This window comes from Nocardia sp. NPDC056100, assembly GCF_042266325.1.
Taxonomy (GTDB): domain Bacteria; phylum Actinomycetota; class Actinomycetes; order Mycobacteriales; family Mycobacteriaceae; genus Nocardia.
The window spans coordinates 1,805,435-1,820,423 of sequence record NZ_JBHJVY010000003.1 but is presented as its reverse complement, the minus strand read 5'-3'; the positions used below and the strand labels follow the sequence as shown (position 1 = coordinate 1,820,423).

Genomic DNA, 14,989 nt, shown 5'->3' with positions numbered 1-14,989 from the left:
AATCGCCGACCCGCGCCACGAATTCACGCTGTCCGCTCACCGGGTGAATCACCCCGGGCCGACGGTCACTCCTCGCGATTCCGTAAGACAATTCGGCCGAATCTCCCATTGATCAGTGGATATCTCCGCCGCTCACACCATGCGGCAGCGCCATGGATCCGGCGCGCGGGACAGCTCGCCCGCGCGCCGGGAACGGATCAGCCCGCGCTACCGGTGGACGGAGCGGGCAGCGCCGGGACGACCGGCGCGGCGGGATAGGTATCGCGCGGGAGGATGGTGACGCCGTGCTGGCCGGGCTCCAGCGGGGTCGCCGGAATCGCGCCGGGCGGCAGCTGGCCCGGGCGGCCGCGCTGCACGGTGACATTGCCGTCCTCGTCCTTGGTCACCAGGACGGTCTCGGATGGGTCGGACGGGTACTGCACATTCGGATCCACCGGGATCGCCACGCCGGGGCGAGCCACCTCGCCGCCGGTCGCGTCCGGCTCGGCCGCATTGGCGACCGCCGGGGCAAGCAGTGCGGCGAGCACGGCGACACCCGCGATTCCGCCCGCGATCGCGCCGCGGCGAACTGTGGTCTTCTGCATGGCAACTCCTTCGGTTCGTCGACGATCTCTCGCCGTTCTGTCTGACGAATCCGAAGGTATGGAGCAAGTTCTCAACCCCGGCTAGCGAATGGTTAGGGAATCGATAGAGAACGCGACGTCAACGTGGTTCGGTGACAGGACCGTTCGGGGCCGGGCGGGGGGAACCGCCGCTGGAGCCGAGGAATACGGCGAACAGGGCGGGGCGGCGGCGCTGGAGTTCCATGCGGCCGCCGTCTGCTTCGATGAGGGCGCGGGCGAGGGCCAGGCCGACACCCGTGGAGCCCGCGGCGGAGAAACCGCGGTCGAAGATGTGCGGGGCCAATTCATCTCGGACGCCGTCGCCCTCGTCGGCCACCTCGACCACGACGAGGGGTTCGCGGGAGGCCAGGCCGCCGGTAACCGTGCGGACCGAGACCGTGCAGGTGCCGCCGCCGTGCATGAGGGCGTTGTCGACCAGCACCGCGACCGCTTCACGCAGGCGAGAACCGGTGACCGGCGCACGCAGGGTGGGGTCGCCGAGCAGCACCAGTTTGCGGCCCGCTTCCGCGAAGGGGTGCCGCCATTCCGCCACCACCCCACGCAGTTCCGCGACGACCGGCACCGGATCGCGATCCGCCGCGCCCTCGTCGCGGGAGGCGCGCACGAGTTCGTCGATGGCGTCGGTGAGCCGATCCACCTGTGCCATGGCCTCTTCCGCCTCGTGCACGACGGCGGGATCGTCATGGGTGGAGAGTTCGTCCAGGCGCAGCCGCACGGCGGTGAGGCGACTGCGCAGCTGATGCGACACATCGGCCACGAGCGCGTGCTCACGTTGCAGCCGTCCCGCGATTTCGACTGTCGCGGAGTCCAATACGTCCGATACGCGATCGAGTTCGGTAATCCCGTGCCGTCGCGAATCCGCCCGGAAATCACCCATCGCGAGGCGCGCGGCCCGCGCCGCCACATCGCGCAGCGGATCCGCCACCCGGCGCGCGGTCACCACCGCGACCGCGATGCCCGCGCCGAGCGAGATCAGCACCAGCGCCGCGACCGCGCCGAGTGCCTGCCGCTGCATCGAATGCATCGGCGCGGCAGGGGTTTCCAGCCGCAGCGATCCGGAGGTGCCCATCGCCAGGGATTCGGCCAGCGGATCCCGCACCTGATCCGCCCCCACATCGATGCGCGAGGCATTGTCCTGCGGCGTCGGATACACGATGGTGAGCCGACCGTCCGGCGGAATCAGCGGCCGCACCGACCGCAGATCCAGCTCCCCGTGCACCAGCCCGTCATCGCGCTCCTGCGCCACCACCTCCACCGCGATCCGATCGAGGCGATTGCGCAGTTCATTGCGCGAGATGTCCTCCACCCACTGCCACGCCGTGAAGGCCAGCGGCACACCGAGAACCAGTGTGGTGAGGGTGAGTGCGGCCACCATCGACAGCAGGATTCTGCGTCTCATCGTCGAGATGCCTCGCTTCGCTCGGCGTTCGATACGGATACGCCACGGCGTCGGCCGACGCCACAGCACGGACCTGCGGGTACGCCGGGGCGCGGCCTGACTCGCGCGCTCTGGCGCAGGGGGGAGCATACGAAAAACCGGTCGCGGGAACCGCTAATCGGTGTTGAAGCGGAAGCCTACGCCGCGCACCGTCACGATCCGGCGCTCCGCCACCGGTCCCTCGTCACCGATCTTGCGGCGCAACCAGGACATATGCATATCCAGGGTTTTGGAGCCGCGCAGATCGGCGTCACCCCACACCTCACGCAGGATGGTCTCGCGCGAAACCACCTGTCCGGCGCGGTCGATGAGCACCTTGAGCAGTTCGTACTCCTTATTGGCCAGATTCACCTCGAGGCCGTTCACGAGTACGCGACGCGCGGCGGGTTCGAGCCGGATTCCGCCCACCTCGACCGTTTCGTCCCCGATTCCGCTGCGCCGCAACAGCGCTCGCACCCGGGCGAGCAGTTCGGCGAGCCGGAAGGGTTTGCCGACATAGTCGTCCGCGCCGGCGTCCAGCCCGACCACGAAATCGACCTCGTCGGTGCGCGCGGTGAGCATCAGCACCGCGAGATCCGCCCCGCGCGCCCGCACCTGGCGGCACACCTCCAGACCATCCATACCGGGTAGTCCGAGATCGAGAATCAGCAGGTCATGGCCGCCCTCGAGGGCGCGCTCCAATACGGCGGGACCGTAGCTCTCCACGGTCACCGCATAGCCCTCACGCCCCAGCGCCCGCGACAGCGGCGCGGCAATGGCCTCGTCGTCTTCGGCCAGCAGTACAGCGGTCACGGAGCAAGCCTACGGGTAGGCGGGCGGGGAACCGTGATTGCGCGGATCGTTTTGCACCACATCGAAGACTTGGTGATACAGCAGCGCGTGCACCTGCTGCACATGCGGAATGTCGTCGTACTCCAACGGATCCTCCGACGCGGACCCGATGATGAGCGTGCCGGTACCCAGGAGTCGATCGAACAACCTATGCCGGAACTGCACATTCGAGATGCGGTTCATCGGAATGTCGATACCGGTGTGGGTGAGCACGCCCTGCCGGATCAGCACCCGCCGGTCGGTGATGATGAAATGCGTGGACTTCCAGCGAATCAACGGGATGACGCTGCGCCACAACACAATCACCAGCCATAGCACCCCGATGCCGATCAACAGACCGGTCGCCACGTTGCCATTGGTATTGCGCGCGGCAACGCCCAACCCGAATCCGGCCAATGCGGTGATCAGGATGAAAGTTACAGCGGGCCAGAACAACATCTTCCAATGCGGATGACGATGTAGCACCAGCTGCTCCTCCGGCGCCAATGCTTCCTCTGGATAACCCATGTAAGCACCCTATCCCGCGGAGATGACAGAATGCCTCACGCCGAACACCGGTCTGGCGCACAATCGTGCGGCATCCGCGTAGCATCGGCGACTCAGATCTGCCTTTCGTCGAGCTGTCCCGCGCAACACCATTCCGGCCGCATTCAAAACCGGCGCATGACACAGGAGGCGTGTGTGACCCGAGAGTTGACCCAGCTGCAAATCTTGCGAGAACTCGAACCGGTGGCAGAGCAGAACCTGAACCGCCACCTGTCCATGGCGAAAGACTGGCATCCGCACGACTACGTGCCGTGGGATCAGGGCCGCAATTTCGCCGCAATGGGCGGACAGGACTGGGACCCTTCGCAATCCTCACTCAGCGAGGTCGCCAAGATCGCCATGGTCACCAACTTGCTCACCGAGGACAACCTGCCCTCCTACCACCGCGAGATCGCCGAGAACTTCTCCCAGGACGGCGCGTGGGGCACCTGGGTCGGCCGCTGGACCGCCGAGGAGAACCGGCACGGCATCGTCATCCGTGACTATCTGATCGTCACCCGCGGCGTCGATCCGGTCGCGCTCGAAGAGGCGCGGATGATCCATATGACCAATGGCGCACAGTCACCCGATGATTGGGGCGGATTCCTGGAGAACGTCGCATACGTGACATTCCAGGAATTGGCCACCCGCATCTCGCATCGCAATACCGGACGCGTATGCAATGACGCCATCGCCGACCGCATGCTGCAGCGCATCGCCGCCGACGAGAACCTGCACATGATCTTCTACCGCACCCTCTGCGGCGCGGGCCTGGACCTGGCACCCGATCAGGCCATGGAGGCGATCACCAAGGTGCTCACCAACTTCGTCATGCCGGGCGCGGGCATGCCGAACTTCCGGCGCAACGGCGTGCTGATGGCCAAGCACGGCATCTACGATCTGCGCCAGCACCTCGAAGAGGTCGTGAACCCGGTGCTCAAGAACTGGAATATCTTCGAGCGCAACGACTTCGGGCCGCGCGGCGACAAGGCGCGGGAGATCCTGGCGGCGTACGTCGCCAAGCTGGAAGCCGATACGGTCAAATTCGAGGAGCAGCGCGACCGCCTGCTGGCCCGCGAAGCGGCCCGCGCCGAACTCCAAACCGTCTAGGCCGAACACCGAAATCGTCTAGCACCCATCGGAATACCCGTACACCCCGTCATCGCACGATGACGGGGTGCGCTCAGTATTCGGCGCGCAGGTGAGTGACGTCACCGGCGGAGACGGCGCGATCGCCGATCAACAGGCGGCCGTGCGCGTCGACACCGGTGGCGATGCCGGTGAGCACCTCACCGCCCGGAATCTCGGCCTTGACCTGAGATCCGATGGTGGAGCAGCGATCCCGGTACTCGGCGGACAGTTCCGCGGTATCCCAGCCCGCGGCCTCCCAGGCGGTGAAACGGCGCGCGAACTCGCGCAGCATGGCCGCCGCCAGTTCGGTGCGGTCGGCGTCGCCCGCACCGGACAGCAGCAGCGAAGTCGCGTGCGGCACCGGCAATTCCGCCTCGGTGAGGCTGACGTTCAACCCGACGCCGATCACGATCGCGGGATCGGTTCCCGCCGCGGCGATCTCGGCGAGGATGCCGGACAGTTTGCGGCCATCGACCAGAATGTCATTGGGCCACTTCAGAATTGCCTTGACCCCGGCGGACGCGCGCACCGCGTCCACCACGGCAACCCCGGTCAGCAGGGGCAGCCAGCCCAAGACCTCAGGGTCGATACCGCGCGCCCGCACCAGGACCGACATGGCGATCTGCGCGCGCGGCGGGCTCACCCACTGCCGTTCGTGCCTGCCGCGGCCGCGCTCCTGCGCCTCGGCGATCAGCACCACCCGGTCGATGGTCGAATCGGCCGCACGCGCAACCAGGTCCGCATTCGTCGACCCGGTCGAGGTGACCACGTCGATCCCGGTGAAGAACGACCCCTCCGGCGAGGCGGCGAGACTGCTCCGCAGTCGGTCGATATCCAAGGCTGGCCTGTCCATGCCGCGAGGCTACTCCACCGGGCGCGACGATCCCCGCGCCCCCGACCGGCATGCGCGGATCGGCGGCCGGGGCGTCCGCCACGCACATTTCGTCATCGGTGAGCGCGGCAGCGCACCCGCCGTTCGCGGCGGGTGCGCTGTCCTCGATCCCCCGGGTCTCGGTCCGGATCTCGTGTTCGGTGATGGTCGGCCGCGGCTCGGTGATGGTCCAGCTCGTGACCGCCGAGACCGCCGCGCGTTCTGCCTGATGTGTACTCCAGCCCCACATAACCGCTCCCCTGTAGTCGGCTTCGGATGCCACTCCAGGGTCTCGTGGAAAAGGGCTGCGCACCAATGATTTATGGCCCGAACAGCGCCGGAACAGGGCGCTGAACTGGCGTTTCATGGGTGCCGGATTTCTCCGGACCGGAAAGGATCGACGGTCCGGAGCCGGGATCTCAGGACGCGGCGACCGGTTCCAGGCCGAGGAATCCGGAGGTGAATCGGTGCACGGCGACCAGACCGTCATCGAGGGCCTCGCGATAGCCCTCGCGTACCCAGCCGGTGATCGCGGCGGTGCCGTCGGCTCCCGGGGTCACGCCGATCTCGGCGACCATCTCGGCGGTGGTCGGCACGCATACCGCCCACGAATAGTGCGTCTCATCGGCCCACTGCGCGGTCCGCGTTGCGACATAGCCGGGATCGGTGATGCCGCCGTCGGCCAGTGCGGGGCGATCGTCGATGCGCTCATCGGCCCGCAGCGCGCGCAAATACCAACTGCCCGCATTGATTTCAATGGGTTCCATCAGCGCTCCCGCCTCCGCTCCCGGCGCCCGCGCCGCTCATGATTGCCGCCACCGAACAGCAGCGCACCCGCGACCGGAATCAACAGGAACACCCACCACTGATGCGTGACGAAGAACAGGATCACCGCCAGAATCGGCACCACCGGCATGATCCGCTGCGGCAGATTCCCGCCGAACCGCAATCCCTGCGCCGCCGGAACCGGCTTGTCCAGCACCACCGCGGGCAGATCCGAGAACACCGGCTCCAAGTCCCCGCGCGTCATGGCCGCGGCCACAACCCTGCTGCGCTCATCGAATTCGGCAACACTCAACCGCCCCGCGGCGAAGTTGTCGGACAGCCGTTTCATGGCCTCTTCCCGCTCCGCGGTGCCGATACGAATGTCCGGTGGTTCAGCCATGCAAAGACCTTAGCGCGACACCTCGAGAAACGTCCGGGCCGCTCACAGCTGTGAGCGGCCCGGACGGGAAAGCTGTTGCCGGACGGTCAGATCCGGCGGGAGATCACTTGATCTCGGCGAGCACGGTGCCCTGGGTGATGGCCGCACCGGCCTCCACCGACAGGCCCGTGATGACACCGGCCTTGTGCGCGGTGACCGGGTTCTCCATCTTCATGGCCTCGAGCACCACGACCAGATCGCCGACCTCGACGGTCTGACCCTCTTCGACCGCGACCTTGACGACGGTGCCCTGCATCGGAGCGGTGACCGAATCACCGGAAGCACCCGCACCGGCCGCGCCGCCACGCTTGCGCGGCTTCGGCTTCTTGCGGATGACGCCCGCGCCGTTCGCGGCAGGCGCCGCGCCGACCGAGAACTGGCCCGGCAGCGACACTTCGAGGCGACGGCCGCCGACCTCGACGACGACCTTCTGACGGGGAGCCTCGTCCTCGTCCTCGATCGGCACGCCACCGGTGTACGGCTCGATGGTGTTGGTCCAGTCGTTCTCGATCCACTTGGTGTAGACGTCGAACTTGGTGCCGTCGCCGATGAACGCCGGGTTCTCGACAATGTGGCGGTGGAACGGCAGCACCGTTGCCAGGCCCTCGATCTCGTACTCGGCCAGGGCGCGGGCGGCACGCTGCAGCGCCTGCTCACGGTTCTCGCCGGTGACGATCAGCTTGGCCAGCATGGAGTCGAACTGACCGCCGATGACCGAACCCTCGACCACACCGGAATCCACGCGCACGCCGGGGCCCGCGGGCTCCTTGTAGACCACGACCGGACCGGGGGCGGGCATGAAACCGCGGCCCGCGTCCTCACCGTTGATACGGAATTCGAACGAATGCCCGCGCGGGATCGGATCCGACTTCAGTTCCAGCTCATGGCCTTCGGCGATGCGGAACTGCTGACGCACCAGATCGATGCCCGCGGTCTCCTCGGTGACCGGGTGCTCGACCTGCAGGCGGGTGTTCACCTCGAGGAAGGACACGGTCTCGCCCTGCACCAGGTACTCCACGGTGCCGGCGCCGTAGTACTCGGCTTCCTTGCAGATCCGCTTGGCGGAGGAATGGATCTTCTCGCGCACGGCATCGGACAGGAACGGGGCGGGGGCTTCCTCGACCAGCTTCTGGAAACGACGCTGCAGCGAGCAGTCACGGGTGCCGACCACGATCACATTGCCGTGCTTGTCGGCAAGCACCTGCGCCTCGACGTGGCGCGCCTTGTCCAGGTACTGCTCCACGAAGCATTCACCGCGACCGAAGGCGGCGATGGCCTCACGGGTGGCGGAGTCGAACAGCTCCGGGATCTCCTCGATGGTCTGGGCGACCTTCATACCGCGACCGCCACCACCGAAGGCGGCCTTGATCGCGACCGGAACGCCGTACTCCTTGGCGAACGCGACGACCTCGTCGGCGTTCTTGACCGGATCCTTGGTACCCGCGGCCATGGGGGCCTCGGCGCGCTGCGCGATGTGGCGCGCGGTGACCTTGTCACCCAGATCGCGAATGGACTGCGGCGACGGGCCGATCCAGATCAGACCGGCATCGATCACGGCCTGCGCGAATTCGGCGTTCTCGGAGAGGAAGCCGTAACCGGGGTGGATCGCGTCCGCGCCGGCCTTGGCGGCGGCGTCGAGGATCTTGTCGAAGACCAGGTACGACTCGGCGGAGGTCTGCCCACCGAGCGCGAAAGCTTCATCGGCGAGCTTCACGAAAGGCGCGTCTGCGTCCGGTTCCGCGTACACCGCGACGCTGGCGATGCCCGCGTCCTTGGCAGCCCTGATCACGCGCACGGCGATCTCGCCTCGATTGGCTACGAGGACCTTCGTGATCTGCGCGTTGGCATGGTTGGGCACTGAGCCTCCTGTGCTGGAGATAACTTCGTCTTGGGCAGTGTAGGCAGTCTGCCAACAACAGCCGAACCGGGCTAGGGCTACCCATGGGTAGGCCCGAAGGGTGAGAATCACAGCGTTCGTGACCCTCGGGGGACCCCGGATGACCGGGCGGAGCATCTGCGCGGGGATGTCCGGGGAAGAACCTACCCTCGCATCACTATTCGCGCATAGAGCGGCCGGGGTTACCTCAGCACCGGATCGCACGCGGGACAGCCCGGTAACCCGCGCGGGATCACGGCCGGATCAGTCGCGCCGGATGATCTCCGGCAGCGCGCCGGGCTGATCGCCGGTCACGATGGGCGCGCCGACCGCGTTCGACCATTCGGTCCAGGAGCCGTCGTAATTGCGGACGCCCTGCACACCGACGAGGTAGGTCAGGACGAACCAGGTGAGGGCCGACCAGCGGCCGATGCGGGAGTAGACCATCGGGGCGACGCCGTCGGACACCGCGCCGTAGATCACGTCGAGTTCGGCGCGCGGCCGGAAACGCGAGTCCGGGGCGACCGAGGCGCTCCACGGGATGCTGACGGCCGTGGGGATGTGCCCCGCGCGCAGCGCCTGCTCCTCGGGACGGTCCAGGACGACGAGGTCGCCGGTGTACTCCTCGAAGACGCGGGCATCGATCAGCGGTGCGCCCAGGTGCGCGATGACATCGGAGCGGAAGGCGCGGGCGGTCTTGTCATCGCGCGCGGGGACCGGGTATTCGCTCGCGAGCGGGTACGGGACCTCGAAGGTGGTGTCGCGGGCCTCGGAGATCCAGGCATCCCGGCCACCGTCCAACAGGCGCACATCCTCGTGTCCGAAGAGGTCCATCACCCACAGGGCGGCGGCCGCGGTGCCATTGGCGCGATCACCGTAGAGCACCACGGTGTCGTCGCGGCCTATACCTTTGGCACGCATGAGCGCGGCAAAGGTTTCACCGTCGACGACATCGCGAGTTCGGGGGTCGATCAACTCGTTTCGCCAATCGATCTTGATGGCCCCTGGGACATGGCCGATGTCGTATAGCAATATGTCCTCGTTGGACTCGATGATCTTGAGTCCCGGCGCGCCGATGTTTGCCGACAGCCATTCTGTGGTTACTAGTCGGTGAGGATGTGCGTAGGAACCGAACGAGGGATGCGGATCCGGGGCAACGGGCACAGTGTGGTCCTTCACGCGTGGTGGGTTGGGTATCGGCAGTTCGAATCTCAGCACCGATCGTAGGCAAGTGGCGGTAACGAAACTCGTTTCAGATCACGAATCGGATGATTGAGCGAATTAAGCGCAGCTTCATCCGATAAAGTCTCTCGAGAGGAGGGGTGAGCTATGTCCGATTCTTGGCCGCGACGACGTCTGCTCGCGATCCTACGTGGCGCCAGCGAGCCTCTCGACGCGCAGGAACTGGCCCGCGTCACCGGCCAACATGTGACTACGGTGCGTTTCCATTTGGATGTGCTCACCCGGGAATCACTGGTACGCCAATTCCAACAGCCCCCGCGCGGCCGCGGCCGCCCGCGAATCGGATATACCGCCGTACAGCGATCGGTGGGCTATCAGGAATTGGCGCAGGTGCTCGCCGATCAACTGGGCAGCGATCCGCGCCGCCGCTCGGACGCCGCCATTGCCGCGGGCCGGGTCTGGGGTTCCAAACTGGAATCGGTGGACCAACCGGTCGAAACACTGGAGGACGCACGGGATCTCACCGTCACCGTCGCCTCCGAACTCGGTTTCGCACCCGAACGCGATCCGGCCGGGGAGACCGAGGAGCATTCGCTCATTCGGCTCACCGCGTGCCCGCTGCGCGAACTCGCGCGCACCCACTCCGAAGTCGTGTGCGGCGTGCATTTGGGACTCATGCGCGAGGTGCTGGACCACAATGGCGCGCGCGACACCGTCACGGTGCGGCTGCATCCCTTCGTGGAACCCGAATTGTGTGTGGCGCGACTGGAATTGCTCGCGGCGGCCCGGACCACCGATGGCATCCCCGGCGTCGCGAACGACACCGAGGAGCCGCGCCTGGCGACCTCAACGAGCCGGGTCGCGCCACAACTGCGTAGCCCCGACGTCCACCTGGGCAAGCAGTCGACGAACCAGCGGTAGCCCGATCCCGATCACGCTGGACGGATCACCCTCGATGCGCTCCACGAACCAGCCGCCGAGGCCGTCCAGGGTGAAGGATCCGGCCACCTGCAAGGGCTCGCCCGTCGCGATGTAGGCGTCCAGCTCCTCGGGTTCGGGTTTGGCGAAATGCACCGTGGTGGAACTGCAATCGGCCGCCTCGCCGACGATCTCGCCCGCGCGCAGGCGCAGTACGCAGTGCCCGGTGAGCAGATCGGCACTGCGCCCGGCCATTTCGGCCCAGCGCGCCCGCGCCACCTCGGGGGTGAGTGGTTTGCCCTGTAGCCGCCCGTCCACGAGCAGCATCGAATCACAGCCCACCACAACGGAATCGGTGAATTCACCGGAAGCGGGGTCGGCCTCGGCGGCGATCACGGCGGCGATTTCGCGCGCCTTCGCTCGGGCCAGTTCGATCACCACGCGATCGGGTGTGGTGTCCGCGGGTAGGGCCGCGGCCACCGCGTCCTCATCGACGTGGGACACCCGGACCACCGGTTCGACTCCCGCATTGCGGAGTACGCCGAGCCGGGCCGGAGATTGGGAGGCCAGGACGAAAGTCGTCCCGGGCACAGCGTTCGTCTCGGTCACAGCGGTCATGGGCACAGCCTATTTGGAGCCCTGCCGCGACCGGTCGGGCCGGTGGTCACGCGCACCGGCGCGGTCGGTCGCCTTTCGGCGTGTCAGTCCTTCAGATGGGACAGGGCCGGGAAGGCGTAGGGCGAGAACGGCGCGGAGCCGCGGTGCAGCAGGGTCGGCCGGCCCCACATATCGGCCGGGCCGTTATCGGGCGCGGCAGTCGGGACGCTCGCGGCGGCCGCGAATACGGCCACCAGGGCGGCCAATTCGAGATCGCTGGGATTTCCCTTGATTACCTGGATGAGCGGACCGGCGCTCGACGGGTCAGCTTCGGCAACAGCCGTTTCGACCGTTTCCGTCAATCCATCGACGGCTAGATCCAGTTCGGCGGCGCGCAGTACTTCTTCGTCAGCCATGGTCGTCACAGCGCCAGTCCTCCTGTCCAATTCCGCGCGGGTGGCGCGGCTGTTCGCGGAAATGGGTTCGAATCCGCGAACGGTAATTTGTGGGCCCTCAACGTCGAAGGCCCGTTCCTACCATCTTTGCTCGGATGGGGCGTTCTTGCGCGGTGTGCGGGTCCCGGTACGAGTGGTACCGGAGTCCCAACCTCAGTGTGCGCCCCATGAAGCGCTTATCGTCCGATCAGAGCGGAATGTTGCCGTGCTTCTTGGGCGGCAGTGTCACCATCTTGCGCTCCAGCAGACGCAGCGCCGAGACGATCTGACCGCGGGTGTGCGACGGCGGGATGACCGCGTCGACATAGCCCCGCTCGGCGGCCACATACGGGTTGACCAGCGTGTCCTCGTACTCGTTCTGGAGTTCGAGGCGCAGCGCGTCGACATCGGCGCCCTCGGCGGCGGCGTCCTTGAGCTGCTTGCGGTAGACGAATCCGACCGCGCCCGACGCGCCCATGACGGCGATCTGAGCGGTCGGCCACGCCAGGTTCACATCGGCGCCCATATGCTTGGATCCCATGACGTCGTAGGCGCCGCCGTAGGCCTTGCGGGTGATGATTGTGATCTTGCCCACAGTGGCCTCACCGTAGGCATAGAGCAGCTTCGCGCCGCGGCGGATGATGCCGTTGTACTCCTGGCCGGTGCCCGGCAGGAAGCCCGGAACGTCCACCAGGGTGATGATCGGGATATTGAAGGCGTCGCAGGTGCGCACGAAGCGCGCGGCCTTCTCCGAGGCGTCGATATCCAGGCAGCCCGCGAACTGCGAGGGCTGGTTGGCCACGAAGCCGACGCTGCGGCCGTCGATGCGGGCGAAGCCGACGATGATGTTCATCGCGCGCTCGGCCTGCACCTCGAGGAATTCGTCGTCATCCACCAGGGCCTTGATGACCTCGTGCATGTCGTACGGCTGGTTCGGCGAATCCGGGATGATTGTGTCGAGCGCGATGTCGTCCTCGGTGAGGTTCTCCTCGATGGCGCCCGAGATCGGATCGGTGGCCGGGAAGCGCGGGGCCTCGGCGCGGTTGTTGCTCGGCAGGTAGCCCAGCAGGTCCTTGACGTAGTCCAGGGCGTCCTGCTCGCCGGAGGCGACGTAGTGCGCGACACCGGACTTCACCATGTGGGTGTGGGCGCCGCCCAGCTCCTCCATGGTGACCTCTTCACCGGTGACGGTCTTGATCACGTCGGGTCCGGTGACGAACATCTGCGAGGTCTGATCGACCATGACGACGAAGTCGGTGAGGGCGGGCGAGTAGACGTGGCCACCCGCGGCCGGGCCCATGATGAGCGAGATCTGCGGGATCACGCCGGACGCCTGGATATTGCGGTGGAAGATCTCACCGTAAAGGCCCAGGGAGACAACGCCTTCCTGGATGCGCGCGCCCGCGCCCTCGTTGATGCCGACCAGCGGGCGGCCGGTCTTGAGCGCCAGATCCATGACCTTGACGATCTTCTCGCCGTACACCTCGCCGAGCGAGCCGCCGAAGACGGTGACGTCCTGGGAGAAGATGCACACGTCGCGGCCGTCGATGGTGCCGTAACCGGTCACCACGCCGTCGCCGAGCGGACGCTGGTTCTCCAGGCCGAAATTCACGCTGCGATGCCGGGCGAGCGCGTCGAGCTCCACGAACGAACCTTCGTCCAGCAGGGCGAGGATGCGCTCGCGCGCGGTCATCTTGCCCTTGGCGTGGACCTTGTCGACGGCGGCTTCACCCATCGGGTGCTTGGCTTCATCCAGCCTGTTACGCAGGTCAGCCAGCTTGCCGGCGGTGGTGTGGATATCGGGGGCGCCCGCCGACCCCGGCGAAGGCTGCTGCTGGACACTCGTCATGCCCGGGAGTGTAACCAGTACCAGTGCCCTCTGGTAATCCCGTCTTGCCTACTCGTCAGTATGGTTATTGACTGGCTGCCAGTAGAAACCCGCAGGTCGAGACTCGTTTTGACGCCGCAGGCGAGCTGTGGCCCGGGAAAAATATCTCGCTTGTGAATGGTCACCGCATCACCCCGGTGTGGCCTGTGGAATAGCGTCCGGGCTGCGGCCAGATGGTGAGTCCGTGCGCGCCCCGGCCAACGGGGATGCGGGCCAACAACTTCCATTCCACGATGTCGATGGCGTAGACCTCGCCGTGATGGCGGCCGGAGACCCAGAAGACGCGGCCGTCCGCCGAGAGATTGCCCATATCGGGACTGCCACCGCCCGGAATCTGCCATTTGCGAACCAGCCGGTTCGTAGCGAAGTCCCACACCGAGATGGTCCCGTCATGGCGATTGGTGATGAGCATCGCTGTGGAATCGCGAGTGATGTAGAGCCCGTGCGTACCGTCGCCGGTGGGGACGAAGCCGGTGTTCTCGAAGGTGTTCGCGTCGAAGACGTGAATGCCGTTGGTGGCCATATCGGCGACGTAGAAGGTGCGGCCGTCCGGGGACAGCTTCACATCCTGCGGCATGGCCCCGCGGCCCTGCGGCAGGTCGACCATGCGGATCAGGCGCAGCTCCGCGATATCGACCACCGCCATGCGGCCACTGAATTCACAGCTGACCAATGCGGTGCGGCCGTCGGCGGTGAAATCCATATGGTTGACGCCGCCGCAGTCGGGAACGGCGACCGCGTGCAGCTTCTCCCAGGTGTGCGGATCGTAGAAATCGAGCGACCGGTCGGCTTCCGCGACCACGAGGGCGTATTTGCCGTCCGGGGTGAAATACATGTTGTACGGATCGCGCACCGGAATCGGCTCCCCCGCCTTACCGGTGCGCGGATCGATGGGCAGCAGACTGCCGCCGCCGATCGGCAGATCATTGTTGGCGTAGAGAGTTTGCAGATCGTACGAGGGCACCACGTGCTGCGGCTCCGACCCGCCCGCCGGATAGCTGTCGACGATCTGGAAGGTGGCGGGGTCGATCACCGTGATGGTGTGCGATTCGCTATTGGGCACGTAGACGCGCGGCAAATGGTCGGCGACGGCCGGACTCAGCTCGCGCGTGGCCGCGTACACATCGGTGGACGATAACGGCGGCGGCATCCCGGGCAGCAGATTCGCCTGCGGCGCAACGGTTGTGGGCGCTGCGGTACTCGATACCGGGACCGAGGTGGATGATCCGGCGGTTCCGGACGCCTTGCCATCGGTCGCGGCCTGGCCGCCGGAACATCCGGCCAGCAGGGTCAGGGCAACAAGCAGAACCGGTCGAGTACCGCACGCGATCACGCGATGCACCGTGTCATACCGGCATGGCGGCGAGCTGACATGTGGCCGAATGCTAGGAGGCCACATGGGGTTTCACCGAGTCGTCACCGGGTGTCGCGCGGCTCGGACCTATCCGGCGATTCCGAAATCATGGGCAAT

Annotated in this window: 16 protein-coding genes; 3 read left to right on the top strand and 13 right to left on the bottom strand. The window is 66.5% G+C overall.

All coding sequences use genetic code 11. The features are described 5' to 3' along the window. Positions 1-197: 197 nt before the first annotated feature. From ACFC0O_RS30070 to ACFC0O_RS30055, 4 genes are all read right to left on the bottom strand, one after another. The gene (locus ACFC0O_RS30070; RefSeq protein ID WP_375963538.1) at positions 198-584 is read right to left on the bottom strand and encodes a hypothetical protein; all 387 of its coding nucleotides are present in this window, start codon (positions 582-584) and stop codon (positions 198-200) included. A 118-nt stretch (positions 585-702) separates the two neighbouring features. Continuing rightward, entirely contained in the window at positions 703-2,022 is a 1,320-nt protein-coding gene (locus tag ACFC0O_RS30065; RefSeq protein WP_364646252.1) for a HAMP domain-containing sensor histidine kinase, read from the bottom strand. 153 nt (positions 2,023-2,175) lie between these two features. Next, entirely contained in the window at positions 2,176-2,853 is a 678-nt protein-coding gene (locus ACFC0O_RS30060) for a response regulator transcription factor (protein ID WP_364646249.1), read from the bottom strand. A gap of 9 nt (positions 2,854-2,862) precedes the next feature. After that, positions 2,863-3,399 carry a PH domain-containing protein gene (locus ACFC0O_RS30055; RefSeq protein WP_375963535.1) on the bottom strand — a complete coding sequence of 179 codons (537 nt, stop codon included), beginning with the start codon at positions 3,397-3,399 and terminating at the stop codon, positions 2,863-2,865. Between the two features lie 174 nt (positions 3,400-3,573). On the opposite strand from ACFC0O_RS30055, the gene ACFC0O_RS30050 reads away from it, so the two are divergent. Next, positions 3,574-4,527, top strand: coding sequence for an acyl-ACP desaturase (locus tag ACFC0O_RS30050; protein WP_375963532.1), 954 nt, complete (start codon positions 3,574-3,576; stop codon positions 4,525-4,527). 73 nt (positions 4,528-4,600) lie between these two features. On the opposite strand, the gene ACFC0O_RS30045 is transcribed toward ACFC0O_RS30050, so the two are convergent. Next, positions 4,601-5,401: a biotin--[acetyl-CoA-carboxylase] ligase gene (locus ACFC0O_RS30045; protein WP_375963530.1), complete on the bottom strand. Its 801-nt coding sequence runs from the start codon at positions 5,399-5,401 to the stop codon at positions 4,601-4,603. A 98-nt stretch (positions 5,402-5,499) separates the two neighbouring features. Here ACFC0O_RS30045 and ACFC0O_RS30040 point away from each other — a divergent pair, with 98 nt between their 5' ends. Beyond that, on the top strand, positions 5,500-5,649 hold the full coding sequence (locus ACFC0O_RS30040; protein ID WP_364646237.1) for a hypothetical protein: 150 nt from the start codon (positions 5,500-5,502) through the stop codon (positions 5,647-5,649). A 189-nt stretch (positions 5,650-5,838) separates the two neighbouring features. Here ACFC0O_RS30040 and ACFC0O_RS30035 read toward each other — a convergent pair whose 3' ends face one another. The 4 genes from ACFC0O_RS30035 to ACFC0O_RS30020 all read right to left on the bottom strand — a co-directional run bounded on the left by ACFC0O_RS30035 (position 5,839) and on the right by ACFC0O_RS30020 (position 9,663). Continuing rightward, positions 5,839-6,186, bottom strand: coding sequence for a hypothetical protein (locus tag ACFC0O_RS30035; protein WP_364646234.1), 348 nt, complete (start codon positions 6,184-6,186; stop codon positions 5,839-5,841). After that, positions 6,186-6,584, bottom strand: coding sequence for a DUF1707 domain-containing protein (locus ACFC0O_RS30030; protein ID WP_375963526.1), 399 nt, complete (start codon positions 6,582-6,584; stop codon positions 6,186-6,188). The genes ACFC0O_RS30035 and ACFC0O_RS30030 overlap by 1 nt, the downstream gene beginning before the upstream one ends. 103 nt (positions 6,585-6,687) lie before the next feature. After that, positions 6,688-8,481, bottom strand: a complete 1,794-nt coding sequence (locus tag ACFC0O_RS30025) for a biotin carboxylase N-terminal domain-containing protein (RefSeq protein ID WP_375963524.1) — start codon at positions 8,479-8,481, stop codon at positions 6,688-6,690. 282 nt (positions 8,482-8,763) lie between these two features. Then, positions 8,764-9,663: a sulfurtransferase gene (locus ACFC0O_RS30020; protein ID WP_375963522.1), complete on the bottom strand. Its 900-nt coding sequence runs from the start codon at positions 9,661-9,663 to the stop codon at positions 8,764-8,766. A 165-nt stretch (positions 9,664-9,828) separates the two neighbouring features. Between ACFC0O_RS30020 and ACFC0O_RS30015 the strand changes: the two genes are divergently transcribed. After that, positions 9,829-10,602: a transcriptional regulator gene (locus ACFC0O_RS30015; RefSeq protein ID WP_364646222.1), complete on the top strand. Its 774-nt coding sequence runs from the start codon at positions 9,829-9,831 to the stop codon at positions 10,600-10,602. Here the strand turns inward: ACFC0O_RS30015 and ACFC0O_RS30010 are convergent. The 4 genes from ACFC0O_RS30010 to ACFC0O_RS29995 all read right to left on the bottom strand — a co-directional run bounded on the left by ACFC0O_RS30010 (position 10,528) and on the right by ACFC0O_RS29995 (position 14,851). Next, positions 10,528-11,217: a Maf family protein gene (locus ACFC0O_RS30010; RefSeq protein ID WP_375963520.1), complete on the bottom strand. Its 690-nt coding sequence runs from the start codon at positions 11,215-11,217 to the stop codon at positions 10,528-10,530. The genes ACFC0O_RS30015 and ACFC0O_RS30010 overlap by 75 nt on opposite strands. An 83-nt stretch (positions 11,218-11,300) precedes the next feature. Next, positions 11,301-11,612 (bottom strand): acyl-CoA carboxylase epsilon subunit, encoded by a 312-nt coding sequence (locus ACFC0O_RS30005; RefSeq protein WP_375963948.1) that lies wholly within the window; start codon positions 11,610-11,612, stop codon positions 11,301-11,303. Positions 11,613-11,838: 226 nt separating this feature from the next. Then, positions 11,839-13,479, bottom strand: coding sequence for an acyl-CoA carboxylase subunit beta (locus ACFC0O_RS30000; protein ID WP_375963519.1), 1,641 nt, complete (start codon positions 13,477-13,479; stop codon positions 11,839-11,841). Between the two features lie 160 nt (positions 13,480-13,639). Then, positions 13,640-14,851, bottom strand: coding sequence for a beta-propeller fold lactonase family protein (locus tag ACFC0O_RS29995; RefSeq protein WP_375963517.1), 1,212 nt, complete (start codon positions 14,849-14,851; stop codon positions 13,640-13,642). Positions 14,852-14,989 lie beyond the last annotated feature (138 nt).

Excerpts from the sequence above, each read along its gene's own strand:
- ACFC0O_RS30070 (WP_375963538.1), bottom strand. The coding sequence starts at position 584 with ATGCAGAAGACCACAGTTCGCCGCGGCGCGATCGCGGGCGGAATCGCG.
- ACFC0O_RS30065 (WP_364646252.1), bottom strand. The coding sequence starts at position 2,022 with ATGAGACGCAGAATCCTGCTGTCGATGGTGGCCGCACTCACCCTCACC.
- ACFC0O_RS30055 (WP_375963535.1), bottom strand. The coding sequence starts at position 3,399 with ATGGGTTATCCAGAGGAAGCATTGGCGCCGGAGGAGCAGCTGGTGCTA.
- ACFC0O_RS30045 (WP_375963530.1), bottom strand. The coding sequence starts at position 5,401 with ATGGACAGGCCAGCCTTGGATATCGACCGACTGCGGAGCAGTCTCGCC.
- ACFC0O_RS30035 (WP_364646234.1), bottom strand. The coding sequence starts at position 6,186 with ATGGAACCCATTGAAATCAATGCGGGCAGTTGGTATTTGCGCGCGCTG.
- ACFC0O_RS30030 (WP_375963526.1), bottom strand. The coding sequence starts at position 6,584 with ATGGCTGAACCACCGGACATTCGTATCGGCACCGCGGAGCGGGAAGAG.
- ACFC0O_RS30015 (WP_364646222.1), top strand. The coding sequence starts at position 9,829 with ATGTCCGATTCTTGGCCGCGACGACGTCTGCTCGCGATCCTACGTGGC.
- ACFC0O_RS30010 (WP_375963520.1), bottom strand. The coding sequence starts at position 11,217 with ATGACCGCTGTGACCGAGACGAACGCTGTGCCCGGGACGACTTTCGTC.
- ACFC0O_RS30005 (WP_375963948.1), bottom strand. The coding sequence starts at position 11,612 with ATGGCTGACGAAGAAGTACTGCGCGCCGCCGAACTGGATCTAGCCGTC.
- ACFC0O_RS30000 (WP_375963519.1), bottom strand. The coding sequence starts at position 13,479 with ATGACGAGTGTCCAGCAGCAGCCTTCGCCGGGGTCGGCGGGCGCCCCC.